We start from the raw sequence: 22515 nt of genomic DNA on the forward strand, positions 1-22515 counted from the left end.
CCCCGGGACCAACCGGGCCCCCCGGGACCGCCGTCGGCTACTCCCGTCCGGCCGACGCGAACCGCATGTCCGCGTACCGGCTGCCCCGCACCTGGGGCCCGATGGTGTCCAGCAGGGCGATCTCCTCGGGGGTGAGGGTGATCCGGGTGGCCGCCGTGTTCTCCTCGACGCGGCGCGCGCTGCGGGTACCGGGGATGGGGACGACGGTGAGCCCCCGCAGCCCCGCCTGCGCCTGCACCCAGGCCAGGGCGATCTGCCCGGGGCTCGCCCCGTGCGCCTCGGCGACGGTGCGCACCGGCTCCAGCAGGGCGGCGTTGGCGGTGGCGTTGTCGCCGGTGAAACGGGGCTGCTGGCGGCGGAAGTCATCGGCGCCGAGTTCCTTGTCGGCGCTGACGAAGGAGCCGGTGAGGAAACCCCGGCCGAGCGGCGAGTACGGCACGAGGGCGACGCCCAGTTCCCTGGCGGCCGGGACGACATGCGCCTCGATGTCCCGGCTGAACAGCGACCACTCCGACTGCACCGCGGCGATCGGGTGGACGGCGTGGGCGGCCCGCAGCTCATCGGCGGTCACCTCGCTGAGTCCGAGATGCTTGACCTTCCCCTCCCGCACCAGGTCGGCCATGGTGCCGACGGTGTCCTCAAGGGGGACGCTCTCGTCGCGCCGGTGCATGTAGTACAGGTCGATGACGTCGACCCCGAGCCGCTGGAGGCTGGCCTCGACGGCCTGGCGGATGTAGGGGGGATCGTTGCGGATGACCCGGCGGGTCGGGTCGTCCGGCGGGATGTGCAGGGCGAACTTGGTCGCGATGACGACCTCGTCGCGGTGCGCCCGGAAGAACGGCGACAGGAAACGCTCGTTGTCGCCGTTCCCGTAGGCGTCGGCGGTGTCGAAGAGGGTGACGCCGAGGTCGAGGGCGCGGTCGAGGGTGGCGCGGGCGGCGTCCTGGTCGGTGGGGCCGTAGGCGAAGCTCATGCCCATGCAGCCCAGCCCCTGGACCCCGACCTCGGGTCCGGTGGCGCCCAGTCGTACGGTACGGATCCTGCCGTTGGTCATCGGGTGCTCTCCGCTTCGGTGCCGCGGTGGCTGTCCGCGTAGAAACTGATCTTGCGGTCCAGCACCGCGAGGGTGTCCTGGAGTTCGGCGATACGGGTCAGTACGTCCCGGCGGGTGGCCCGGAGCAGTTCATGGCGCTCGCCGTAGGTGTCCTCGCCCTCGCGCACCAGTTCGGCGTACCGGACCATGTCGGCGACCGGCATCCCGGTCAGCCGCAGCTTGCCGACCAGGTCGAGCCAGTCGAGGTCGCGGTTGGAGTAGCGGCGCTGGCCGGTGTGGGAGCGGTCGATGTGGGACATCAGCCCGATCCGCTCGTACCAGCGCAGGGTGTGCGCGGACAGCCCGGTGAAGGCCACGACCTCACTGATGGTGTAGCGGTCCTGTCCGTCGGGCCGGGGATGGCGCCGGGGCGGGGCGGCGCAGAGGTCCTCGGGGGTGGGTACTGCCTCGGTCTCGGTCGCGGTCACGGCCGTGGAGTGCATCACCGTCATGCCTTCCACGCTATGACCTTGGAGTGCACTCCAGGCAAGTGGAGGCCGGGCGGGGAGGGGCCGAGGGGGGTTCTAAGCTCGGCCGTATGTCGTTGAAGAGTCTTGCGCTGATCGAGAACTGGCCCGTACCCCACGCGGCGGCCGGGGTCGTCCGGGCCGATGGCACGGTACTGGGGGTGCACGGTCCCGCCGAGCGGGTGTTCCCTCTGGCCTCGGTCACCAAGCCGATCGCCGCCTACGCGGTGCTGGTGGCGTACGAGGAGGGCGCGCTGGAGCTGGACGACCCGGCGGGGCCCGACGGCGCCACGGTCCGGCATCTCCTCGCCCACACCTCCGGGCTGGCCTTCGACGAGCACCGGGTGAGCGCGCGGGCGGGTGAGCGGCGGGTGTACTCCAACGCCGGGTTCGAGCAGCTCGGGGAGCATGTGGCCAAGGTGACGGAGATGCCGTTCCCGGAGTACGTCCGGCAGGCGGTGCTGGCTCCCCTGGGCATGACGGCCACGTCCCTGGAGGGCTCCCCGGCGCGGGACGGGGTGTCGTGCGTCGCCGATCTGCTGCGGTTCGCGGCGGAGGTGCAGGCGCCGCGGCTGCTGGATCCACGGACGGTCGCGGAGGCGATGCGGGTGCAGTTCCCGGGGACGAAGGGGGTGCTGCCGGGGTACGGCTCGCAGAACCCGAACGACTGGGGGCTGGGGTTCGAGATCCGGGGCGGGAAGTCCCCGCACTGGACGGGGGCGCTGTCCTCGCCGGGGACGTTCGGTCACTTCGGGCAGGCCGGGACGTTCCTGTGGATCGACCCGGCAGCGGGGGTCGGCTGCGCCGCCCTGACGGACCGCGCATTCGGCCCCTGGGCAGTGGAGGCGTGGCCGGTGTTCACGGACGCGGTACTGAGCGAGGTACGAGAGGGCTGACGTCGGGGGATGCCGCTCACCGGCGCGAGCCGCAGGGGTCTTTCAGGGGCGCTGGGGGTACCCCCTCTGGGGGAGGAACTGCGCGACCAGCCACCACGCACCCGCAGACAACGAAGCACCCTCACCTCATCTCCCACACCAACAGCTCCGACGGAGTCACCCCCACCCCCGTCACCCCCACCGCATCCCCGATGCGCACCGAGTCCCCGGGGGACAGCACCTCCGCCCCGATCCCCACCTCACCCCGCACCACATGGACATACACCCGCCCCGCGTCGGGAACCGCCGTCCGCTCCCCCGCCCCCAGCCGCCGGACGTGCAGCATCGCCCCCGCCTCCGGCACGGCGTACGGCGTCGCGTCCGCGATGCCCCGGACCACCTCGTAGGACGGATCCCCGCCCGGCGTCAGGGGCGCCAGCCACATCTGGAGGAAGACCAGCCCCCGGGGACCCGCGTTGCGCTCCACATGGCGGACGCCCGACGCGGCGCTGAGCCGCTGGACGTCCCCGGGCCGGATCACCGTCTCGTGCCCCGCCGAGTCGCGGTGGGTCAGCTCGCCCTCCACCACCCAGGTGACGATCTCGGTGTGGCTGTGCGGGTGCTCGGCGAAGCCCGCGCCCGGGGCGAGCCGCTCCTCGTTGCAGGCGATCAGCGCGCCGAACCGGAGGTTGTCCGGGTCGTAGTGCGGGCCGAAGGAGAAGGCGTGGCGGGTGTCGATGCCGGCGCCGGCCTCGCCCCCGGGGTAGCGCCGCTCGGCGCGCCGTACGTCCATCACGCCCACCACCGTAGACCCGGCGGCGCCGCACCGGCATAAAGCGCCCCGAAGGCGACCGAGGCATCCGGATAGGGCAGTCTTGTGCCGTGCCCGAACCCGAGACCGGCAGGAACGACGTGCCCGCGCCCGAAGTCCACCCCCACTCCGCGACCCTGAAGCGGCTGGAGAAGTCCTCCGGAAACCTCGCCGCCCAGGCCATCGCGCGCATGGACGAGACGCTGCCGTGGTACCGGGCGATGCCACCGGAGAACCGTTCCTGGATCGGGCTGGTCGCCCAGGCCGGTATCGCCGCGTTCACCGAGTGGTTCCGGCGCCCGGACGCGCCCCAGGCGATCTCCACGGATGTGTTCGGCACCGCGCCCCGCGAGCTGACCCGGGCGATCACCCTGCGCCAGACGGTGGAGATGGTGCGGACCACGATCGAGGTGATGGAGTCCGCGATCGACGAGGTGGCGGCCCCGGGGGACGAGGGGGTGCTGCGGGAGGCGCTGCTCGTCTACGCCCGGGAGATCGCCTTCGCCACCGCGCAGGTCTACGCCCAGGCCGCCGAGGCACGCGGTGCCTGGGACGCGCGGCTGGAGTCGCTGGTGGTCAACGCCGTGCTGAGCGGCGAGGCCGACGAAGGGGCCGTGTCGCGGGCGGCGGCGCTCGGCTGGAACTCGCCGGAGCATGTGTGCGTGGTGCTGGGCACCGCGCCCGACGGGGACTCCGAACTGACCGTGGAGGCGATCCGCCGGGCCGCCCGGCACGCCAAGCTCCAGGTCCTCACCGGGGTCCTCGGCGACCGTCTGGTGGTGATCGCGGGCGGCAGCGACAATCCGCTGGCGGTCGCGAAGTCCCTGATCGGACCGTACGCGGCCGGGCCGGTCGTGGCCGGGCCCGTCGTACCCGATCTGCTGGCCGCGACCCGGTCGGCGCAGGCCGCCGCGGCGGGGCTGAAGGCGTGCACCGCCTGGCAGGACGCGCCGCGCCCGGTGCTCGCGGACGATCTGCTGCCGGAGCGCGCCATCGCGGGCGATCCCAGCGCCCGTGAGCAACTGGTGGAGGAGATCTACAGACCACTCGAAGAGGCCGGCTCGGCGCTGCTGGAGACCCTCTCGGTCTATCTCGAACAGGCGAGCAGCCTCGAAGGCGCCGCCCGCATGCTGTTCGTGCACCCCAACACCGTGCGCTACCGGCTTCGACGTGTGACGGACGTCACCGGTTGGTCGCCGTCGGATGTACGATCTGCGTTCACTTTGCGGATCGCGCTGATCCTGGGGCGGCTGGCCGATGGAGATCTTCAGCCCTAGGGTTTTGTCGGCCTTCCACAAAACCCCCTGTCGTTCTTCGTCCCTGTCCCCACGGGCGGCGTTGCCCGTCCCCAAGAGAGAGTGTGAGTGTGCTCGTACTCGTCGCTCCCGGCCAGGGCGCCCAGGCGCCCGGCTTCCTGACCCCCTGGCTCGAACTGCCCGGCGCCGCCGACCGTGTCGCCGCGTGGTCGGACGCCATCGGCCTCGACCTCGCCCACTACGGCACGCACGCCGACGCGGACGAGATCCGGGACACCGCCGTGGCGCAGCCGCTGCTGGTCGCCGCCGGTCTGCTGTCCGCCGCGGCACTCGGTGACATCGCCGCGGTGCGCCCCGGTGCCGTCGCCGGTCACAGCGTCGGCGAGATCACCGCAGCCGCCTTCGCCGGTGTGCTGGACGACACCGCCGCGCTGCGTCTCGTACGGACCCGGGGGCTGGCGATGGCCGAGGCCGCCGCGGTGACCGGGACCGGGATGTCGGCGCTGCTCGGGGGTGATCCCGAGGTGTCGGTGAAGCATCTGGAGCGGCTCGGTCTGACCCCGGCGAACGTCAACGGCGCCGGACAGATCGTCGCCGCCGGCACCCTGGAGCAGCTCGCGGCGCTCGCCGAGGACAAGCCCGAGGGTGTCCGCAAGGTCATCGCGCTCAAGGTGGCCGGTGCCTTCCACACCGCCCACATGGCCCCGGCCGTGGAGGCGCTGGCCTCGGCCGCCGCCGGTCTCACCCCGGCCGATCCCGCGGTCACCTATGTCTCCAACAAGGACGGGCGGACCGTCGCCACCGGCACCGAGGTGCTGGAGCGGCTGGTGGGCCAGGTCGCCAACCCGGTGCGCTGGGATCTGTGCATGGAGACCTTCAAGGAGCTGGGGGTGACCGCGCTGCTGGAGGTGTGCCCCGGTGGCACCCTGACCGGCCTCGCCAAGCGCGCGCTGCCCGGCGTCCGGACCCTCGCCCTGAAGACCCCCGCCGACCTCGACGCCGCCCGTCAGCTCATCGCCGAGACCGCTGAGACGTCCTCTTCTGCCGCCGACTCTTCTGCCGCCGACGCGGCGGGCGCCTGAAAGGAGCCCTCCGGGCCATGTCGAAGATCAAACCAAGCAAGGGCTCCCCGTACGCGCGCATCCTCGGGGTCGGTGGCTACCGGCCGGTCCGGGTGGTGCCCAACGAGGTGATCCTGGAGAAGATCGACTCCTCCGACGAGTGGATCCGGTCCCGCTCCGGCATCGAGAGCCGGCACTGGGCGAACGCCGAGGAGACCGTGGCCGCGATGTCGATCGAGGCGTCCGGCAAGGCCATCGCCGACGCCGGGATCACCGCCGGGCAGATCGGCGCGGTCGTCGTCTCGACCGTCTCGCACTTCAAGCAGACCCCGGCCGTGGCGACCGAGATCGCCGACAAGCTGGGCACCGACAAGGCCGCCGCGTTCGACATCTCGGCCGGTTGCGCGGGCTTCGGCTACGGGCTGACCCTGGCCAAGAGCCTGGTGGTCGAGGGGTCCGCGGAGTACGTCCTGGTCATCGGCGTGGAGCGGCTCAGCGACCTGACCGATCTGGAGGACCGGGCGACGGCCTTCCTGTTCGGTGACGGCGCCGGGGCGATCGTCGTGGGCCCGTCCGCGGAACCGGCCATCGGCCCGACCGTGTGGGGCTCCGAGGGCGACAAGTCGGACACCATCAAGCAGACCGTGCCCTGGGACGAGTACCGGGTCGGCGGCGATGTCTCCGGCCTCCCGGTGGACAGCCAGGGGAACGTGAAGTTCCCGGCCATCACCCAGGAGGGTCAGGCCGTCTTCCGCTGGGCCGTGTTCGAGATGGCGAAGGTCGCCCAGCAGGCGCTGGACGCGGCCGGGATCGGCGCCAACGAACTGGACGTCTTCATCCCGCACCAGGCCAACGAGCGGATCATCGACTCGATGGTCAAGACCCTCAAACTGCCGGAGACGGTCACGGTCGCCCGTGATGTCCGTACCACCGGCAACACCTCGGCCGCCTCGATCCCGCTCGCCATGGAGCGGCTCCTGGCGACCGGTGAGGCGAAGAGCGGCGACACCGCGCTCGTCATCGGATTCGGGGCGGGTCTCGTCTACGCCGCCTCTGTCGTTACCCTCCCCTAGGCACTCCGTGCCGGATCATGCTGTCCGGCGGGGAGCGCACCGCCACACCCTCTGAGAAGAAACGAAGGAGCGCCACAATGGCCGCCACCCAGGAAGAGATCGTCGCCGGTCTCGCGGAGATCGTGAACGAGATCGCCGGGATCCCGGTCGAGGACGTCCAGTTGGACAAGTCCTTCACCGACGACCTGGACGTCGACTCGCTGTCCATGGTCGAGGTCGTCGTCGCCGCCGAGGAGCGCTTCGACGTCAAGATCCCCGACGACGACGTCAAGAACCTCAAGACCGTCGGTGACGCCACCGACTACATCCTCAAGCACCAGTCCTGAGTCCGGCCGGGCCGGCTTGGTCCGGCCCGCCCCGCCACCCGGCGGTGGCGCCGCCGACCCTTGTATCCGTTTTTGTGGAGAGAGAGTTTCCCGTGAGCCCGACCAATCGCACCGTGGTCGTCACCGGTATCGGCGCAACCACACCGCTGGGTGGCGACGCAGCCTCGACCTGGGAGGGTCTCGTCGCCGGCCGCTCCGGCGTCAAGACCCTCGACCAGGACTGGGCCGCCGACCAGGCGGTGCGGATCGCCGCGCCGGTGGCCGTGGAGCCCACCGAGATCATTCCCCGGCCGCAGGCCCGCCGGCTGGACCGCTCGGCGCAGTTCGCGCTGATCGCGGCCCGGGAGGCATGGGCCGACGCCGGGTTCACGGCCAAGGCCGGAGAGGACGGCGGGGTCGTGGACCCCGACCGGCTCGGCGCGGTGATCGCCTCCGGCATCGGGGGCGTGACGACGCTGCTCGACCAGTACGACGTACTGAAGGAGAAGGGCGTCCGGCGGGTCTCCCCGCACACCGTGCCCATGCTGATGCCGAACGGCCCGTCGGCGAACGTCGGGCTGGCCGTCGGCGCGCGTGCCGGGGTGCACACCCCGGTCTCCGCGTGCGCCTCCGGCGCCGAGGCCATCGGCTACGGCATCGAGATGATCCGCACCGGCCGCGCCGACATCGTGGTGGCCGGCGGGACGGAGGCGGCGATCCACCCGCTGCCGATCGCCGCGTTCGGCAACATGATGGCGATGTCCAAGAACAACGAGAACCCGCAGGGCGCGTCGCGTCCCTACGACGTCGACCGGGACGGCTTCGTGCTCGGTGAGGGCGCGGGCGTGATCGTCCTGGAGTCCGCCGAGCACGCCGCCGCGCGCGGGGCGCGGGTGTACGCGGAGGCGGTCGGCCAGGGCATCTCGGCCGACGCCCACGACATCGTGCAGCCCGAGCCGGAGGGGCGCGGGATCTCCCAGGCCCTGCGCAACCTGCTGGACCGGACCGACCTGGACCCGGCGGAGATCATGCACGTCAACGCCCACGCGACGTCGACGCCGGCCGGTGATGTGGCCGAGCTGAAGGCGCTGCGGAAGGTGTTCGGGGACGAGGTGGACCACTTCGCGGTGTCCGCGACCAAGTCCATGACCGGGCATCTGCTGGGCGGCGCGGGCGGGATCGAGACCGTGGCGACGGTGCTCGCGCTGTACCACCGGGTGGCTCCGCCGACGATCAATGTGGACAACATCGATCCGGAGGCGGAGGCCAACGCGGATGTGGTGCGGGGGGAGGCCCGGAAGCTGCCGGTGGAGGGGCGGATCGCGGCGCTGAACGATTCGTTCGGGTTCGGGGGGCACAACGTGGTGCTGGCTTTCCGCACGGTGTAGCTCCGCCGGTTCACCTGTCATTCGGCCCGAGCCCCTGAGGGGTTCGGGCCGTTCGGGGTTTCGGGGTGGCGCGGGTTGCTCTGCCGGGTGCGGCTCGGTGGGGGTTGGTCGCGCAGTTCCCCGCGCCCCTAAAAGCAGCGGCGCTGCCCTGGAGGGCCTTTAGGGGCGCGGGGAACTGCGCGGAGAGGGGCCGCCGGGCCGCACCCGACGAGCGAGCCCTGCCACCCCCTCCTAGGGGCGCGGGGAACTCCGCGACCAGCCCCCACCCGCCCGCACCCGACACAGCGACCCGCCCGGCAGGGCTACACCACTTGGTGGAGCCACCGCACCGGCGCCCCCTCCCCCGCGTAGCGGAACGGCTCCAGTTCGTCGTCCCACGGCTTGCCCAGCAGGCGGGCGATGTCGGACTGGAGGTCCGTCCCCTCCCGCTGGCTGCGCTGGAGCGCCGCGCGCAGCCGGTCCTCGGGGATCAGGATGTCCCCGTGGATCCCCGTGACCGCGTGGAAGATGCCCAGGTCGGGAGTGCAGCTATAGCGCTCGCCCTCGGCGGTGGCGCAGGGCTCGGCGGTGACCTCGAAGCGCAGGAGCTGCCAGCCGCGCAGCGCCGAGGCGAGCTTGGAGGCCGTACCGACCTGGCCCTTCCAGGAGAACTCGGAGCGCCAGGTGCCGGGTGCGGCGGGCTGCCGGATCCAGTCGAGGCTGACGCGCGTGCCCAGCACTCCGGCGATGGCCCACTCGACATGGGGGCACATCGCGCGCGGAGCGGAGTGCACGTACAGAACTCCACGTGTCGTCACCGGGACCTCCGGGCTGAGCGGGACAATATGTGCGGCGGCTGAGCGGTGGTGGCCGGCAGCCACGTTTGATGGCGAGGCTACCGTGCGGCGGCGCAAGGAGTGTGACGTACCGTCGGTCGGGGTGCCGGGAAACCGTCGCCATTCACCCGGCAGGACGCCTGTGCGGGCGGATGGCGAGCGGATGGCGGTCCGTGTCAGGTACCGGGAACCCTCGCGCGTTCTTATGAGATGGGGACGGTGACCGCGCGAGGAGGGCTTTGTGGGGATCGGTCGGGGTGTGCGGTGGCGTTCGGGGCCGTTGTCCCTGTGCGCCGCGGTGGCGGCGGTCGTCGTCTCGGTGGCCGGGTGCGACGCCGTGGGCGGGGACGGCTCTCCGGAGGTGGAGAAGAAGGCGCAGCCCGCGCCGCGGCCGACACCCGAGTGGGATGTCAGCCCGGAGTCGGTGGCGGCGGTCGGGGATTCGATCACCCGTGGTTTCGACGCCTGTACGGTCCTGTCGGACTGCCCGGAGGTGTCGTGGGCGACCGGGAGCAGCCCGGAGGTCGAGTCACTGGCCGTACGGCTGCTGGGCGGCGCGCGGGCGGCCTCGCACAGTTGGAACTATGCGGAGACGGGCGCCCGGATGGCGGATCTGCCCGGCCAGATGGCCCAGGCGGCGACCCGCGACCCGGAGTTGGTGACGGTGATGGCGGGGGCGAACGACGCCTGCCGGGCGTCGGTGCGGGCGATGACACCGGTGGCGGAGTTCCGGCAGGGGTTCGAGGACGCGGTGGCGGCGCTGCGGCGGGGGGCGCCGAAGGCGCAGTTGTATGTGGCGAGCGTGCCGGATCTGCTGCGGCTGTGGTCGGAGGGGCGGATGAACCCGCTGGGCAAGCAGGTGTGGAAGCTGGGCATCTGCCCGTCGATGCTGGGGGACGCGGACGCGCTGGACGCGGCGGCGACGGACCGCCGCCAGACCGTGCAGGAGCGGGTCGAGGACTACAACGACGTGCTGCGGGAGGTGTGCGAGGAGGACGAGCGCTGCCGGTTCGACGGGGGCGCGGTGTTCGACTACGAGTTCGGTACGGATCAGCTCAGTCACTGGGACTGGTTCCATCCCAGCAAGGACGGCCAGGCGCGGCTGGCCGAGATCGCCTACCGGGCCGTCACCGCCGAGAAGCGCTGAGAAGACCTGAGAAGCACCGAGAAGCGCTGAGCGCCACCGGGAGGGGTGGCAGGCTCTAGGGTTTTGATCATGAGCGAACACTTCGGCACCCTGCCCGACGGCACGCGGGTGCGGCGCTGGACCTTCGAGCGGGCGGGCGTCCGGGTGCGGGTGCTGTCGTACGGCGGGATCGTGCAGTCGGTGGAGGTGCCGGGCGGGGCGGGGACGGGGGCGAGGGCGGGGGCGGGGGTGGTACTGGGGTTCGCGGATCTCGACGGGTATCTGTCGCATCCGGGACCGTACTTCGGGGCGCTGGTGGGCCGGTACGCCAACCGGATCGCCGGTGGCCGCTTCCCGCTGGACGGGCTGACGTACGCCCTGGCCCGCAATCACGGCGGGAACGCGCTGCACGGCGGGGAGCGGGGCTTCGACAAGCGGGTGTGGGACGGCGAGCCGCTGGCGCACGGGGTGCGGCTCAGCCGGGTCAGCCCGCACGGCGAGGAGGGCTATCCGGGCCGTCTGGAGGTCGCGGTGACCTACGCGCTGGACCCGGCGGGGGCGCTGCGGGTGCGGTACGAGGCGGTGACGGACGCGCCGACGCCGGTGAATCTCACCCAGCACAGCTACTTCGATCTGACCGGCGGGGCGGGGAGCACCCGCGAGCAGGTGCTGCGGGTCGCCGCCTCGCGCTATCTGCCGGTGGGCGCCGATGAGATCCCGACCGGCGTGGCCCCGGTGGAGGGCACCCGCTTCGACTTCCGTACGCGCCGCCCGGTCGGGTCGGGGTACGACCACAATCTCGTCCTCGACAAGGGCGTGACCGCCGGGCCGGTGGAGGTCGCGGAGCTGTCCGACCCGGGGTCCGGGCGGTATCTGACGGTGGCGACGACCGAGCCCGGCATCCAGCTCTACTCCGCCGACCACCTCGGTGAGCCGTTCGCGCCGGGCGCCGGGATCGCCCTGGAGACCCAGCACTTCCCGGACTCGCCGAACCGGCCGGAGTTCCCGGACACCGTGCTGCGGCCGGGCGAGGTGTACCGCTCGGAGACGGTCTACGGGTTCGGCGCGCGGTGAGCGCTTGGAGCACGGGGGCGCGAGTGAGCCCCGGTCCGGGTGTCAGGTTCCGGGCCGGGGCTCAGCAGCGGGACGAATCGCCCTCGATCAGACAGTAGTCGTCACCGTGAGCGCGCGGTCGGTGATCGAACGACCGGCCTGGATCTCGTACGAACCCTTCACAAACGACCAGGAGGCGGTCGGTTCGTGCCAGATCTCGAAAGCGCGGTGGGGTAGTTCGATCACGGCTTCGGTGCTCTCGCCGGGGGCGGCCTCGACGGAGGCGAAACCGGCCAGCCAGCGGGCCGGGCGGTCGGGGTCGGGGGTGGTGGGGGCGAGGTAGAGCTGGACGGTCTCGCGGCCGGGGCGGTCGCCGGTGTTGCGGAGGCGGACGGTGACGGTGACGGTCGGGCCGTCGGCGTGCGCCTCGATCGACTCGTGGGCCCAGGTGGTGTAGCCGAGGCCGTGGCCGAAGGGGTGGAGGGGGGTGCGGCCGGCGCGCTCCCAGGCGCGGTAGCCGATGAAGACGCCCTCGCGGTAGTCGAGGACGCCGTCGGTGGGGGTGACCTCGGTGACGGGGGCGTCGGCGAGGGTGCCCCAGGTGGTGGGGAGGCGTCCGCCGGGTTCCTCGGCGCCGGTGAGGACGTCGGCGAGGGCGGCCCCGCCCTCCTGGCCGGGGAACCAGGTGAGCAGCACGGCGGCGACATCGTCGTGCCAGGGCATGTCGACCGGGGACCCGGCGTTGACGACGACCACCGTGCGGGGGTTGGCGGCGGCGACCGCGCGGACCAGGTCGTCCTGGCGGCCGGGCAGGGCGAGATCGGTGCGGTCGAAGCCCTCGGACTCCACCCGGTCGGTGGTGGCGACCACGACGACGGCGGTGTCCGCGGCACGGGCCGCCTCGACGGCCTCGGCGATCAGGGCGTCGGGGTCGCGCCGGGGTTCCTGGTGGGTGAGGGAGAAGGTGATGATCCTGAGGGGGAGGTCCGCGGGCAGGGCGACGACCTGGGTGAGGGAGACCTCGACGGGTTCGCCCGCGATGAGGTCCACCTCCGCGCGGGGCACCGGGGGGCCGAAGAGCGCCTCGAAGGGGTCGCCCTCGGCGGGGGCCTGGAGGGCGTCGAAGTGGGTCCGGCCGCCGAGGGTGAGGGTGAAGGCGCCCGCGCCCCGGATGCCGAAGGTGTGGGTGCCGGAGGCGCGGGGGGTGTAGGTGCCGGTGAGTTCGACGGTGTGGAGGCGGTCGTGGGTGACGCCGCCGGGGAGGTCGCCGTCCATCCACTGGAGGTGGCCGCTGGGTGCGGAGGCGGTGCCGAGGATCTCGCCGTCGGCGTCCCGGCAGACCGTGCGGAGGGTGAAGCCGCGGTCGGCGACGGCCATCTCGGTGCTGGGGTCGGCGCCGATGCTGTAGGTGAGGGCGCCCTCGGGGAGGGCGGCGGTGAGGCCGTCGAGCGGGGAGACGGTCCGGGCCGGGAAGACGGTCGCGGAGCCGCCGCCCAGGATCCGGGCGTCGCGGGCGGCGGCACCGGAGAGGGCGACGGTGGTGGTGCCGGGGATCAGTGGGAGAACGGGGGCGGTGGGGATGTCGGGGATGTCGGGGGTGGGGCTCGCGGGGCCGGTGGGGGTGGTCGGCCCTGCGGGAGCGGGCGGGGCGGTGGGGCGGATCGGCTCGTTGCGGAGCAGGACGAAGGAGCGGTGGGCGATCTCGCGGGCCAGGGCCTCGCCGTCGACCGGAGCGGGGAGGTCGGTGACGGCGGGTTCGGCGCCGTCCAGGATCCCGACGCGGGCGGCGAGCCGCAGGACGTTGCGGACGGCGGTGTCGACGGCGGCCTCCGCCACGGCCCCGTCGCGCACCGCCCGGGCGAGGGCGGGACCGTAGACCGTGTTCGGGCCGGGCATGGCGATGTCCAGGCCGCCGGTGAGGGCGGCGGCGGTGTCGCGGGCGGCCGTCCAGTCGGAGACATTGGCGCCGTCGAAGCCCCATGCGCCCCGGAGCACCTCGTTGACCAGGTACCGGTGTTCAGTCATGGTCGGGCCGTTGACGGAGTTGTAGGCGGTCATGATGCCCCAGGGGTGGGCGTTCTCGACGATCGCCTCGAACGGGGCGAGGTACAGCTCGCGCAGGGCGCGCTCCCCGATCCGGTTGTCCACGGTGAAGCGGTCGGTCTCGGCGTCGTTGGCGACGAAGTGCTTGACGGTGGTGCCGACCCCGCCGGACTGCACGCCCCGGACGTATCCGGTGCCGATCCGGCCGGTGAGGCAGGGGTCCTCGCTGTATGCCTCGAAGTGGCGTCCGCCGAGCGGTGAGCGGTGCAGATTGACCGTCGGGGCGAGCAGCACATGGACGCCCTTGCGGCGGGCCTCCTGGGCGAGCAGTACCCCGGCCCGCTCGGCGAGGTCCGGGTCCCAGGTGGCGGCGAGCGCGGTCGGGGAGGGCAGGGCGACGGACGGGTCGTCGGCGCTCCAACGGCGGCCCCGAACCCCGATCGGCCCGTCCGACATCACCAGCGGGGCGAGGCCGATCTCCGGGAGCGCGGGCAGCCGCCACATGTCCTGACCGGCGAGCAGCCGGGTCTTGGCGTCCAGATCGAGGGCGGCCAGGGCGGCGCTCACGACGGCTTCCCGGGCCGCGTCCGGCCCGTGCCCAGTGGGGGTGGGGGTGGGGGTGGGGATGAGGGTGGTCGGATTTCCCGGGGTCGTCGTCATGGGGCTGCCTCCTCGTCGTGGCGTGCGGCTCTCCCTTCATCGTGCACCCAATGCCTGTAGGTCGGTAGGTTTCGTTATCCGGCCGTTACATTTCCCTCTTTTGCCATCATGCTCATGCCGTACGGTGAGGGGATGAGCGCCAGGGTCAGGAGCGAGGAGCGGCGGGCGGAGATCGTCCGGGCGGCCCTGGAGGTGATCGCCGAGCGCGGTTACCGGGGCGCCAGCCTGGCCGCCGTCGCCGAGCGGGTGGGGCTCACCCAGCAGGGGCTGCTGCACTACTACCCGACCAAGGACGCGCTGCTGGTCGCCGTGCTCCAGGAGCGGGACCAGTGGGACGCGCTGCCGGACACCCGCTGGCGGCTGGACCTGCTGACCTCGCTGGTCGACTACAACGCGATGCGCCCCGGCATCATCCAGACCTTCTCCGCGCTGCTCGGCGAGAGCGTCACCGAGGGCCATCCGGCGCGCGACTGGTTCACCGAGCGCTACGCCCGGGTCCGGGCGGCGATGGCGGCGGCCCTGCGCGCCGAGTACGGCGACCGGCTGCCGAACGGGCTGACGCCGGAGCGGACCGCGCCGCTGCTGGTGGCGGTGATGGACGGGCTCCAGTACCAGTGGCTGCTGGACCCGGGGTCGGTGGACATGCCGGGCGCGTTCCGGGACTTCCTGCGGCTGCTGGGCGAGGACCCCGGCGGCACTGGCGATCCCGGGGACTCTGAGGGCTCGTCTCCGGCGTAACACCCTATGGCCAGGGTCACTCCTGTCACGCGATACTGCGGCCTTCCGGTGCCTCGCACCCCACTGCGACGGAAGGACCCAAGTCCCTTGAGAAGTCCCCTGACATCCCTGGATGTTGTACGCGGCGGCGCGCTGGCCGCCGTCCTGCTGGCCTCGCTCGCCTCGCTCGCCGCTCCCGCGCCGCCCGCCTCGGCCGCCGGGACCTCGGCGCGGCCGCCGACCGTGGAGGAACTGCGGCTGGACCGGGCGGTGCCGCAGGAGATTCTGCGGCGGTCCGGATTCGACTCCGCCGCCCCGGAGTTCGTCCGCGCGCTGGAGCGGGCCCGGTCGTACGCGCAGGCCGAGCGGATCGTCCGGCGGGCGGGGGCGGCGCTGTGGGAGCGGGCCGTGGACCGGGCGCAGGGTCGGGGCCCGGCAGGCGGTGATCTGAGCCGGGACGACGACCGGCCGCTGTACTGGGCGCGGCTCGGCATGACCCGCGAAGTACGGTCCTGGGAGCCGGGGTTCGGGCTCACCGGGGAGGGCCGGGCGGCGCTGCTGGGGCTGCTGGAGCGCACCTCGCGCGGGCAGGACGGCATCCGCTACCCGAAGGGTGAGGGGACCCGGCGGGTGCTGGTGACCGGCTTCGACCCGTTCACGCTCGACCGGGACATCCGGATCTCCAACCCGTCCGGGGCGAGCGCGCTGGCGCTGGACGGCACGGTGATCGAGACGGCGGAGGGTCCGGCCCGGGTGGAGACGGCGGTGTTCCCCGTGCGCTGGGCGGACTTCGCCGAGGGCACGGTGGAGCGGACCCTGCGGCCGTATCTGGGGCGGGTGAACCTCTTCGCGACGGTCAGCCAGGGCCGTCCCGGCCGCTTCGACATCGAGCGCACCAACGGCGCCTGGCGCGGCGGCACGGGCGACAACACCAACAGCGGTACGGCGGGGATCGTCCCGGTCGCCGATCCGGCCTCCCAGCCGCAGTGGACGTCGACGACCCTGCCGTACGCGGCGATCACGGCGGCGCCGACCGGGCGGTTCCCGGTGTACGACAACACCTCGGTGACGGAGATACCGGCCGGGGAGACCCAGCCGGTGGTGCGCCCGGACGGGCCGACCCCGGGGTCGGTGGCGCGGTCGGGCGGCGGCGGGAACTATCTCTCCAACGAGATCGCCTACCGCGCGACGCTGCTCCGGGACCGGCTGGGCCTGGCCGCCGACCTGCCGGGCGGGCATGTGCACACCCCGGTACTGGAGTTCGGGGCGGGGAACACGACGGAGGTGACGGATCCGGAGTTCGTGCGGAACCGGGGGGACATCGTGGCGCAGGTGCGGGCGATCGTGGGGGTGGGAGTGGGGGCGTCGGGCTGACGGCTGGAGGGGGAGGGGGGAGGGGGGAGGAGTGTCAGCGGGCCGGGGTTAGTGAGCGGGGGTTAGTGGGCGGGGGTTAATGGGCGGGGGTGCGCTCGGTCTCCCGCTCCCCCTCCTCCTCGCCGTTGCCGTCCTCCTTGAACCCCTCCCCCAGCAGGTCCCGCGCCATCATGGTGGCCCCCGCCACCGCGCCCGGCATCAGGAACACGGCCACGAAGGGGACGAGGAAGGCGAGGCCGAGGGGGGTGCCGAAACCCCAGACCAGGCGCTTGCGGGAGCGCAGCAGGGCGAGGCGGGCGCGGAGTTCGACGCCCCGGCGCTGGAGGGCGACGGCGGCGAGTTCCTCGGTGAGGAAGAAGCCGGTGACGAAGAAGCCGACGACGGGGACGACGGTCTGGCCGACGACCGGGATGAAGCCGAGGGCGAAGAGCAGGACGGCCCAGATCAGCGCGCGGGCGAGGATGCGGAGGCTGTCGCGGGCCGAGATCCACAGTTCGCGCCAGAGCGGCAGACCGGACTCGGGGGCCGTGCCGTCGGGCGAGACATCGCGGTCGACCTGCTCGGAGAGGTTCTCGTAGAAGGGCTGGCCGACGAGGAGGGTGACGGCGGTGAAGGTGAGGACCGCGAGCAGCAGTCCTAGCGCGAAGAGAACGGCCGTCAGAAAGCCGCGGAAGAGGCCGAGCCAGGGGCTGGCCCAGTCGTCGGCGAAGGGGGTGGCCCAGGTGACGAAGTCCTCGCCCCACAGTGCCAGGGCGACGAGCGCCGCCGCGTAGAGCACCAGCGTGACCAGGCCCGGAAGCAGCCCGAAGCCGTAGCTTCTGCCGTGCCCGGCCATCCAGCGCTGGCCCTTGATGAGATAACGGAAACCCGCCCCAAGATCATGCATGGCGGAAGCCTACCGAGGGCGGGACGGTGGAGGGGGGCCGCCGGTGGGGGCGGCCCCCCGGGGTGCCGTACGCCCCTCAGTTCAGGGTGAGGGTGACCGTGATGTTGCCGCGGGTGGCCCTGGAGTAGGGGCAGACCTGGTGGGCCTTCTCCAGCAGGGCGGCGGCGGTGACCGGGTCCGTGTTGGGGAGGGTGGCGGAGATGTCGACGATGAGGCCGAAGCCGTCGTCGTTCTTGCCGAAGCCGACCTTCGCGGTGACGGTCGAGCCGGAGACGTCCGCGTTCTCCCTGCGGGCGACGACGGCCAGGGCACCCTGGAAGCAGGCGCTGTATCCGGCGGCGAAGAGCTGCTCCGGGTTGGTGCCGGCGCCGCTGCCGCCGAGTTCCTTGGGCGGGCTGACGGTCAGGTCGAGCCTGCCGTCGTCGGTGGCGACCCGGCCGTCCCGGCCGTTCTCGGCGGTGGCGACGGCGGTGTAGAGGACGTCGGACTGCTGAAGGGGCATGGGGGTTCTTCCTCCTCGGGTCCACCCGGGACTCGCGCCCACGATCCCGAGCGGTTTCGGAAAGAAGTTACCGCATGTCGGAATGGGCTAGAAGGGGGTGAGGGGGTACCCCGCGTCGTGCATCCGTAGGTAGGCGCACACGTACCGGTCGGACCAGGTGCAGCAGTCCGCGCAGGCGAAGCCGGGGGCGGTTCGTCCGTTGACCGTCAGCGGGCCGATGAACAGCACCGGCTTGTCCGCACGGCAGAGCCAGCAGACGGAGTACGTCACGGCCTCGGACCGGAGGTCACGGCGGGGGCTGCGGCGAGGCGGGGGCGGGGAAGCTCCGCTGACATCGGCGATGCCCCTCGGCCGTGGTGCGCCTGGGCCTCACTGCGCTTCGGGCCCGTGCTTCGCGGTGTAGACCTGCAAGACCTTCAGGGTGAGGTCCGCGGTCTCTTTCAAATAGGCGAAGGCGGCGTACGCCGGAGTCTGCGGACCGGGTCTCTTGGTCAGGTCGAGGCGCGCGTACGAGGCACGCACCAACGCCATGGCGTCCGGGTCCTGGTCGGCGCCGAGGTCGGTGCGGAGCAGTTCCGAGAGGTGGGTGATGAGGTCCTTCGTCCGTGCGTCGATGTCGGCACGGGTGGACGTGGGGAGTCTCATCAGTCCGGCAACGGTGATGGTGTCTCTGATCCAACCCGTCTCCACGCACCCGCCGTCGATGGACGCCGTATCCGTATTGCCTGTCACCGCCGTGGCTCTCCCTTCGCTTCCTTTCCCGCACAGTCAACGGCCCGGCGGGCGCGCGGCACAGAGGAAAGTGAGGGCAGCCCGCTGCCGTGACCCCGGTGATTTTTGCCAACGCTCGCGGTGTCCAGAGACGGGTGGAGCTACCGTGAAGGGATGTCGGTCAGGAACCGAAAGCTTGCGGCGCGCATGAAGGAACTGGGGCTTGGACAGGCCGAGTTGGCGCGTAGGGTGAGTAGTCAGATCGAAGTACTGACAGGGAAACCGGGCAGGATCACCGACTCGGATGTGCGTCGGTGGTTAGCCGGCCGTACAAAGTGGCCGCAAGACCGGATCAGGCTTTCGCTGGAGGAGGTTCTCGGCGCCCGCGCCGAGGATCTTGGGTTCATGCCCCGCAAAAAGGAGGCAGATCCTGTGGACCGTCGTCAGTTCCTCAACGCAGCAAGCGGCTCGGCCCTGGCCGTTGGGACCCCGGGCAGCAGCAATCAGGGGCGCCTTGGTGTCAGTGATGTCCGGCGTTTCCAGCAGGAGTTCGTGGCTCTTGTTCGGCAGGACACGGCGGGGCGGGACCCACGGCGCATCGAGGGCGTCGCGGTGGAGCTGGCGTCTCGTATCCAGTCCGCCCTTGGGCTGTCCACGGCCTCGGCTCGCGTACAGGGCATGCTTCACAGGCTCGCCTCGGACACTCTCTGCTCCGCCGCCTTCGCCTCCTTCGATGCCCGCGCACCACAGCGGGCCCGCGCGCATCTCGACAAGGCTCTGCCCTTCGCCGTCCTGTCAGGGGACAGCGAAGCCATGTACCGCGTATGGAATGTTCTGACCCTGACGTTGAGTCAGCAGGGGCATCGTGCCGACGCCGTGGCGGGAGCCGAGGTGATGAAGCGGTCGTCCGTCGCTCGGCGGGACCCGCTGTTCGCCTCCCTCGGGCACATGCGCAGTGCCGTCAATCTCGCCCGCCTGCGACAGCCGTCCGAGGCGCTGCGCGCTCTCGGCGATGCCGAGAGGTCCTTCGCGCGGACTACCGGCCAGCAGCGCCCCAAGTGGATCGCGTTCTACGACCGCAGCGAGCTCGACGGTCTGTCCTCCTACATGTGGACCGCACTTGGGGACCACGGAAGAGCGGAGTACTGCGTGCACCGCGCGCTCGCTGCCCTCCCGGACAACAGGGTCCGGAACAAAGCCCTCTATACGGCACGCTTGGCCCTATCGCAGGCCAAGCAAGGTGACCTGGAGCTGGCCGGCGCGACCGGTCGACAGGCGTACGCGATGCTCCCTTCGGAGTTCGGGTCCCGGCGCATGACGAACACTCTGGCCGCAACACGCAAGGTGCTCGTCGCCTCGGGCTCGAAGGCGCCTGAGGTTGTCGAGTGGATCGAGGAGTCTTCCCCATGGATCTGAAGCACTACACCCACGCCGACGCACAGAACGTACGCTCTCTGCTGCTGGACATCCACGACGAGGCATACGCCGACGACCCGGACCCGTTCCACTCGCGTGAGCGCTTCTCCTACTTCGTTGACCTCTGGTCCGCACGGGAGGACTGGAAGTGCATTGTGGGCTGGGAGGAAAGCGGCCCGGTCGGCTATGCCTATGGCTCCCTGTTCAAGCCGGGTGGCTGGTGGAAGGGGCACGTTCGCCCTTCCGGCCTCAAGGGTTCTGCATTCGCCCTCTCCGAACTCATGGTGATCCCCGCATGGCGCGGCACCGGGCGGGCACAGCGGATCCATGACGCACTGCTCGCTCTGGAATCCGCCGACCTGGCGTCTCTCCTGGTGGACTCGGAGCATCCCAGGGTTCAGGCGCTCTACGAACGGTGGGGCTACGGCAAGGTCGGCGAATTCAAGCACTCCGAGGACTCCCCGCACTTCGCCGTGATGGTCCGAAAGCTCCTGTAGGCAGAGCCATTTGTGAGCCCCTGGAGCGCTCATTCACGGAGCCATGGAGAAACTGCGCCGCTACAACCGGACGATCATCTTGCCCGTGTTGTCGCCCCGCAGTACCCCGAGGAACGCCTCCAGCGTGTTCTCCACCCCCTCCACCACCGTCTCCCGGTACTTCAGGGCCCCCGATGCGACCCATGGACCCACCTCCTGGACGAACTGGGGCTGGAGGTCGTAGTGGTCGCGGACCAGGAAGCCCTCGATCCGGCCTCGGGTCTGGATCAGTCGGGGGAGGTTGCGGGGGCCGGGCACCGGGGCCGTGGCGTTGTAGACGGAGATCGCGCCGCAGATCGCGATCCGGCCGCGCAGGTTGAGCGCGCCGAGCGCGGCCTCCAGGTGATCGCCGCCGACATTGTCGAAGTAGACGTCGATGCCGTCGGGGGCGGCGGCCCTGAGCTGGTCGGCGACCGGGGCGTCCTTGTAGTTGAAGGCGGCGTCGAAGCCGTACTCGTCGAGGAGGAGCTTGACCTTGTCGTCGGAACCGGCGGAGCCGATGACCCGGGAGGCGCCCTTGAGGCGGGCGATCTGGCCTGCCTGGCCGCCCACCGCCCCGGCCGCGCCGGAGATGAAGACGACATCCCCTTCCTTGAGGTCCGCGACGCGGAGCAGTCCGGCGTACGCGGTCAGGCCGGTCATGCCGAGGACGCCCAGGTAGGTGGAGAGGGGGGCGGCGGCCGGGTCGACCTTGACGGTGGAGGTGGCGTCCACCGCGGCGTACTCGCGCCAGCCCTCGTAGTGCAGGACATGGTCGCCCGGGGTCAGGTTCTCGGCGTTCGAGGTCACCACCTCGCCCACCGCTCCGCCGAGCATCGGCTCACCGAGGGCGTAGGGGGGCGCGTAGGACTTGGCGGCGCTCATCCGGCCGCGCATATAGGGGTCGACGGAGAGGTAGCGGTTGCGGACCAGCACCTGGCCCTCGCCCGGCACCGGGACCGGGACCTCCACCAGGGCGAAGTCCTCCGGCTTCGGCCAGCCGACCGGGCGGGTGAGGAGGTGCCATTCTCGGCTGGTGGTGGGAAAAGAGGGAGAGGGAGGGGTGGTGTTGGGCATGGGGTGGGGGGCCTTTCGGGGGGTGAGAGAGAGTATTTCATGTTCTGAAATAACAATGCTCTTTAATGTTTCAGGGTGTCAAGTAACGCGCTACCCTGGATGCCATGGCCACACCCTCCGCCACCCCGCCCGCCGCTCCGCACCGACCCGACCCGCTGACCCTGGAGGTCGTCGAGCTGATCGCCGAGGTGGTGGCCCGGTATCACGAGGAGTATGAGGAAGCCGCGGCGGGGCATGCGCTGACCGGGGCCCAGGCCAAGCTGCTCAGTCTGCTCGCGCTGGAGCCGCTGCCGATGCGTCGGATCGCCCACCGGCTGAAGTGCGAGCCGTCGAATGTGACGGGCATAGTGGACCGGCTGGAGTCGCGGGGGCTGGCCGAGCGCCGCGCCGACCCGGGTGACCGCCGGGTGAAGCTGGCGGCGGCGACCGAGGAGGGCGTCCGGGTGGCCCGCAGCCTGCGCGAGTCCCTGCGGTTCGCCCGGGAACCGCTGGCCGGGTTGACCGACGCCGAGCGGCTGGCGTTGCGGGATCTGCTGCGGCGGATGGTGCCGTAGCCTCGCCGCATGGCGACCCTCTGGGACCTTCTGAAGGACTGCATCCCCGACGACCACGCCCGTCAGGTGACCTCGCGGTACTACGTCGATCAGGTCATGGACGCCCCCGACGCGCCCGGGACAGTGGTCGATCTGGGGTGTGGGAAGGGTGCTTCGGCGGCGCATTTCAAGCGGTTCGACCCCAAGGTGCGGTGGGTCGGTGTCGACATCCCGGACTCGCCCGAGGCGCGGCAGCATCTGCCCGGGGGTGATGATCCGGTGGTGCACTTCGACGGGGTGCGGCTGCCGTTCCGGTCGGGTGGTGTGCCGTTGATCTATTCCCATCAGGTTTTTGAGCATGTGCTTCGGCCTCGTGAGCTGCTTGCCGAGATCGCGCGGGTGCTGCGGCCGGGCGGGGTGTTCATCGGCTCCACCTCGCAGTTCGAGCCGTACCACTCCTACAGCCTCTGGAACTACACGCCCTACGGGTTCCGGGTGCTGGTGGAGGAGGCGGGGCTGGTGCTGGAGGAGATCCGGCCCTCCCTGGACGGGGTGACGCTGCTGATGCGGTCGTACCGGGCCGATGGGAAGGCCGTGTACGGGCGGTACTGGAGTGAGGAGTCGCCGTTGAACTCCGAGATCGAGGAGTGGGGGCGGCGGACCCGGCGGCAGACCGCGCTGGTGAATCTGCGCAAGCTGACGTACTGCGGGCAGTTCGCGTTCCGGGTCGTCAAGCCGGTCACCCCCGGCCACTGAGT

24 protein-coding genes are annotated in these 22515 nt (G+C 71.6%); 14 read left to right on the plus strand and 10 right to left on the minus strand.

Annotation, left to right across the window (positions count from 1 at the left end; genetic code table 11):
* Positions 1 to 37: 37 nt before the first annotated feature.
* Both AB0O01_RS04160 and AB0O01_RS04165 read right to left on the minus strand, forming a co-directional pair.
* Complete coding sequence (locus AB0O01_RS04160; RefSeq protein ID WP_365310842.1) at positions 38 to 1054, minus strand: aldo/keto reductase; 1017 nt, start codon at positions 1052 to 1054, stop codon at positions 38 to 40.
* Positions 1051 to 1545, minus strand: coding sequence for a MerR family transcriptional regulator (locus AB0O01_RS04165; protein ID WP_365310844.1), 495 nt, complete (start codon positions 1543 to 1545; stop codon positions 1051 to 1053). The genes AB0O01_RS04160 and AB0O01_RS04165 overlap by 4 nt, the downstream gene beginning before the upstream one ends.
* Before the next feature lie 86 nt (positions 1546 to 1631).
* On the opposite strand from AB0O01_RS04165, the gene AB0O01_RS04170 reads away from it, so the two are divergent.
* Positions 1632 to 2456, plus strand: coding sequence for a serine hydrolase domain-containing protein (locus AB0O01_RS04170; protein WP_365310846.1), 825 nt, complete (start codon positions 1632 to 1634; stop codon positions 2454 to 2456).
* A 121-nt stretch (positions 2457 to 2577) separates the two neighbouring features.
* Here the strand turns inward: AB0O01_RS04170 and AB0O01_RS04175 are convergent, their stop codons facing one another.
* On the minus strand, positions 2578 to 3228 hold the full coding sequence (locus tag AB0O01_RS04175) for a pirin family protein (RefSeq protein ID WP_365311230.1): 651 nt from the start codon (positions 3226 to 3228) through the stop codon (positions 2578 to 2580).
* 89 nt (positions 3229 to 3317) lie between these two features.
* On the opposite strand from AB0O01_RS04175, the gene fasR reads away from it, so the two are divergent.
* The 5 genes from fasR to AB0O01_RS04200 all read left to right on the plus strand — a co-directional run bounded on the left by fasR (position 3318) and on the right by AB0O01_RS04200 (position 8329).
* On the plus strand, positions 3318 to 4523 hold the full coding sequence (fasR, locus tag AB0O01_RS04180; RefSeq protein ID WP_365310848.1) for a fatty acid biosynthesis transcriptional regulator FasR: 1206 nt from the start codon (positions 3318 to 3320) through the stop codon (positions 4521 to 4523).
* Positions 4524 to 4612: 89 nt separating this feature from the next.
* The gene (locus tag AB0O01_RS04185; protein ID WP_365311232.1) at positions 4613 to 5584 is read left to right on the plus strand and encodes an ACP S-malonyltransferase; all 972 of its coding nucleotides are present in this window, start codon (positions 4613 to 4615) and stop codon (positions 5582 to 5584) included.
* Positions 5585 to 5601: 17 nt separating this feature from the next.
* Positions 5602 to 6636, plus strand: a complete 1035-nt coding sequence (locus AB0O01_RS04190) for a ketoacyl-ACP synthase III (protein ID WP_365310850.1) — start codon at positions 5602 to 5604, stop codon at positions 6634 to 6636.
* 77 nt (positions 6637 to 6713) lie between these two features.
* The gene (locus tag AB0O01_RS04195) at positions 6714 to 6962 is read left to right on the plus strand and encodes an acyl carrier protein (protein WP_212910420.1); all 249 of its coding nucleotides are present in this window, start codon (positions 6714 to 6716) and stop codon (positions 6960 to 6962) included.
* A 92-nt stretch (positions 6963 to 7054) separates the two neighbouring features.
* Positions 7055 to 8329, plus strand: coding sequence for a beta-ketoacyl-[acyl-carrier-protein] synthase family protein (locus AB0O01_RS04200; protein ID WP_365310852.1), 1275 nt, complete (start codon positions 7055 to 7057; stop codon positions 8327 to 8329).
* Positions 8330 to 8631: 302 nt separating this feature from the next.
* On the opposite strand, the gene AB0O01_RS04205 is transcribed toward AB0O01_RS04200, so the two are convergent.
* Positions 8632 to 9126 (minus strand): DUF3145 domain-containing protein, encoded by a 495-nt coding sequence (locus AB0O01_RS04205; protein WP_365310854.1) that lies wholly within the window; start codon positions 9124 to 9126, stop codon positions 8632 to 8634.
* A 265-nt stretch (positions 9127 to 9391) separates the two neighbouring features.
* Between AB0O01_RS04205 and AB0O01_RS04210 the strand changes: the two genes are divergently transcribed.
* Both AB0O01_RS04210 and AB0O01_RS04215 read left to right on the plus strand, forming a co-directional pair.
* Positions 9392 to 10291 carry an SGNH/GDSL hydrolase family protein gene (locus tag AB0O01_RS04210; RefSeq protein WP_365311233.1) on the plus strand — a complete coding sequence of 300 codons (900 nt, stop codon included), beginning with the start codon at positions 9392 to 9394 and terminating at the stop codon, positions 10289 to 10291.
* A gap of 69 nt (positions 10292 to 10360) precedes the next feature.
* On the plus strand, positions 10361 to 11344 hold the full coding sequence (locus AB0O01_RS04215) for an aldose epimerase family protein (RefSeq protein ID WP_365310856.1): 984 nt from the start codon (positions 10361 to 10363) through the stop codon (positions 11342 to 11344).
* Between the two features lie 87 nt (positions 11345 to 11431).
* Here the strand turns inward: AB0O01_RS04215 and AB0O01_RS04220 are convergent, their stop codons facing one another.
* Complete coding sequence (locus AB0O01_RS04220; protein WP_365310858.1) at positions 11432 to 14026, minus strand: glycoside hydrolase family 3 C-terminal domain-containing protein; 2595 nt, start codon at positions 14024 to 14026, stop codon at positions 11432 to 11434.
* A 114-nt stretch (positions 14027 to 14140) separates the two neighbouring features.
* On the opposite strand from AB0O01_RS04220, the gene AB0O01_RS04225 reads away from it, so the two are divergent.
* Positions 14141 to 14764, plus strand: coding sequence for a TetR/AcrR family transcriptional regulator (locus AB0O01_RS04225; protein WP_365310860.1), 624 nt, complete (start codon positions 14141 to 14143; stop codon positions 14762 to 14764).
* 144 nt (positions 14765 to 14908) lie between these two features.
* A complete protein-coding gene (locus AB0O01_RS04230; protein WP_365311234.1) occupies positions 14909 to 16117 on the plus strand; it encodes a pyroglutamyl peptidase in 1209 nt (402 codons plus the stop codon).
* Between the two features lie 76 nt (positions 16118 to 16193).
* On the opposite strand, the gene AB0O01_RS04235 is transcribed toward AB0O01_RS04230, so the two are convergent.
* From AB0O01_RS04235 to AB0O01_RS04250, 4 genes are all read right to left on the minus strand, one after another.
* Positions 16194 to 17003, minus strand: a complete 810-nt coding sequence (locus AB0O01_RS04235; protein WP_365310862.1) for an EI24 domain-containing protein — start codon at positions 17001 to 17003, stop codon at positions 16194 to 16196.
* A 76-nt stretch (positions 17004 to 17079) separates the two neighbouring features.
* Positions 17080 to 17505 carry an organic hydroperoxide resistance protein gene (locus AB0O01_RS04240; RefSeq protein ID WP_365310864.1) on the minus strand — a complete coding sequence of 142 codons (426 nt, stop codon included), beginning with the start codon at positions 17503 to 17505 and terminating at the stop codon, positions 17080 to 17082.
* An 87-nt stretch (positions 17506 to 17592) separates the two neighbouring features.
* Positions 17593 to 17775: a hypothetical protein gene (locus AB0O01_RS04245; protein ID WP_365310866.1), complete on the minus strand. Its 183-nt coding sequence runs from the start codon at positions 17773 to 17775 to the stop codon at positions 17593 to 17595.
* Between the two features lie 99 nt (positions 17776 to 17874).
* A complete protein-coding gene (locus tag AB0O01_RS04250; protein ID WP_365310869.1) occupies positions 17875 to 18150 on the minus strand; it encodes a hypothetical protein in 276 nt (91 codons plus the stop codon).
* A 240-nt stretch (positions 18151 to 18390) separates the two neighbouring features.
* Between AB0O01_RS04250 and AB0O01_RS04255 the strand changes: the two genes are divergently transcribed.
* A complete protein-coding gene (locus AB0O01_RS04255) occupies positions 18391 to 19632 on the plus strand; it encodes an XRE family transcriptional regulator (RefSeq protein WP_365310871.1) in 1242 nt (413 codons plus the stop codon).
* Entirely contained in the window at positions 19623 to 20129 is a 507-nt protein-coding gene (locus AB0O01_RS04260; protein ID WP_365310873.1) for a GNAT family N-acetyltransferase, read from the plus strand. The genes AB0O01_RS04255 and AB0O01_RS04260 overlap by 10 nt, the downstream gene beginning before the upstream one ends.
* Before the next feature lie 60 nt (positions 20130 to 20189).
* Here AB0O01_RS04260 and AB0O01_RS04265 read toward each other — a convergent pair whose 3' ends face one another.
* The gene (locus tag AB0O01_RS04265; RefSeq protein WP_365310876.1) at positions 20190 to 21224 is read right to left on the minus strand and encodes an NADP-dependent oxidoreductase; all 1035 of its coding nucleotides are present in this window, start codon (positions 21222 to 21224) and stop codon (positions 20190 to 20192) included.
* Between the two features lie 104 nt (positions 21225 to 21328).
* Between AB0O01_RS04265 and AB0O01_RS04270 the strand changes: the two genes are divergently transcribed.
* Both AB0O01_RS04270 and AB0O01_RS04275 read left to right on the plus strand, forming a co-directional pair.
* Complete coding sequence (locus AB0O01_RS04270) at positions 21329 to 21778, plus strand: MarR family transcriptional regulator (RefSeq protein ID WP_365310878.1); 450 nt, start codon at positions 21329 to 21331, stop codon at positions 21776 to 21778.
* A gap of 9 nt (positions 21779 to 21787) precedes the next feature.
* Positions 21788 to 22513, plus strand: coding sequence for a class I SAM-dependent methyltransferase (locus tag AB0O01_RS04275; RefSeq protein WP_365310880.1), 726 nt, complete (start codon positions 21788 to 21790; stop codon positions 22511 to 22513).
* Positions 22514 to 22515 lie beyond the last annotated feature (2 nt).

The organism is Streptomyces sp. NPDC093252 (assembly GCF_040683675.1).
Lineage (GTDB): Bacteria > Actinomycetota > Actinomycetes > Streptomycetales > Streptomycetaceae > Streptomyces.

Bases quoted from the DNA above. Each gene is read 5' to 3' on its own strand.
- AB0O01_RS04195 (WP_212910420.1), top strand. From the start codon at position 6,714: ATGGCCGCCACCCAGGAAGAGATCGTCGCCGGTCTCGCGGAGATCGTG.
- AB0O01_RS04225 (WP_365310860.1), top strand. From the start codon at position 14,141: ATGCCGTACGGTGAGGGGATGAGCGCCAGGGTCAGGAGCGAGGAGCGG.
- AB0O01_RS04235 (WP_365310862.1), bottom strand. From the start codon at position 17,003: ATGCATGATCTTGGGGCGGGTTTCCGTTATCTCATCAAGGGCCAGCGC.
- AB0O01_RS04255 (WP_365310871.1), top strand. From the start codon at position 18,391: ATGTCGGTCAGGAACCGAAAGCTTGCGGCGCGCATGAAGGAACTGGGG.
- AB0O01_RS04175 (WP_365311230.1), bottom strand. From the start codon at position 3,228: ATGGACGTACGGCGCGCCGAGCGGCGCTACCCCGGGGGCGAGGCCGGC.
- AB0O01_RS04160 (WP_365310842.1), bottom strand. From the start codon at position 1,054: ATGACCAACGGCAGGATCCGTACCGTACGACTGGGCGCCACCGGACCC.
- AB0O01_RS04250 (WP_365310869.1), bottom strand. From the start codon at position 18,150: ATGAGACTCCCCACGTCCACCCGTGCCGACATCGACGCACGGACGAAG.
- AB0O01_RS04260 (WP_365310873.1), top strand. From the start codon at position 19,623: ATGGATCTGAAGCACTACACCCACGCCGACGCACAGAACGTACGCTCT.
- AB0O01_RS04265 (WP_365310876.1), bottom strand. From the start codon at position 21,224: ATGCCCAACACCACCCCTCCCTCTCCCTCTTTTCCCACCACCAGCCGA.
- AB0O01_RS04220 (WP_365310858.1), bottom strand. From the start codon at position 14,026: ATGACGACGACCCCGGGAAATCCGACCACCCTCATCCCCACCCCCACC.
- AB0O01_RS04215 (WP_365310856.1), top strand. From the start codon at position 10,361: ATGAGCGAACACTTCGGCACCCTGCCCGACGGCACGCGGGTGCGGCGC.
- AB0O01_RS04170 (WP_365310846.1), top strand. From the start codon at position 1,632: ATGTCGTTGAAGAGTCTTGCGCTGATCGAGAACTGGCCCGTACCCCAC.
- AB0O01_RS04190 (WP_365310850.1), top strand. From the start codon at position 5,602: ATGTCGAAGATCAAACCAAGCAAGGGCTCCCCGTACGCGCGCATCCTC.
- AB0O01_RS04275 (WP_365310880.1), top strand. From the start codon at position 21,788: ATGGCGACCCTCTGGGACCTTCTGAAGGACTGCATCCCCGACGACCAC.
- AB0O01_RS04165 (WP_365310844.1), bottom strand. From the start codon at position 1,545: ATGACGGTGATGCACTCCACGGCCGTGACCGCGACCGAGACCGAGGCA.
- AB0O01_RS04270 (WP_365310878.1), top strand. From the start codon at position 21,329: ATGGCCACACCCTCCGCCACCCCGCCCGCCGCTCCGCACCGACCCGAC.
- AB0O01_RS04240 (WP_365310864.1), bottom strand. From the start codon at position 17,505: ATGCCCCTTCAGCAGTCCGACGTCCTCTACACCGCCGTCGCCACCGCC.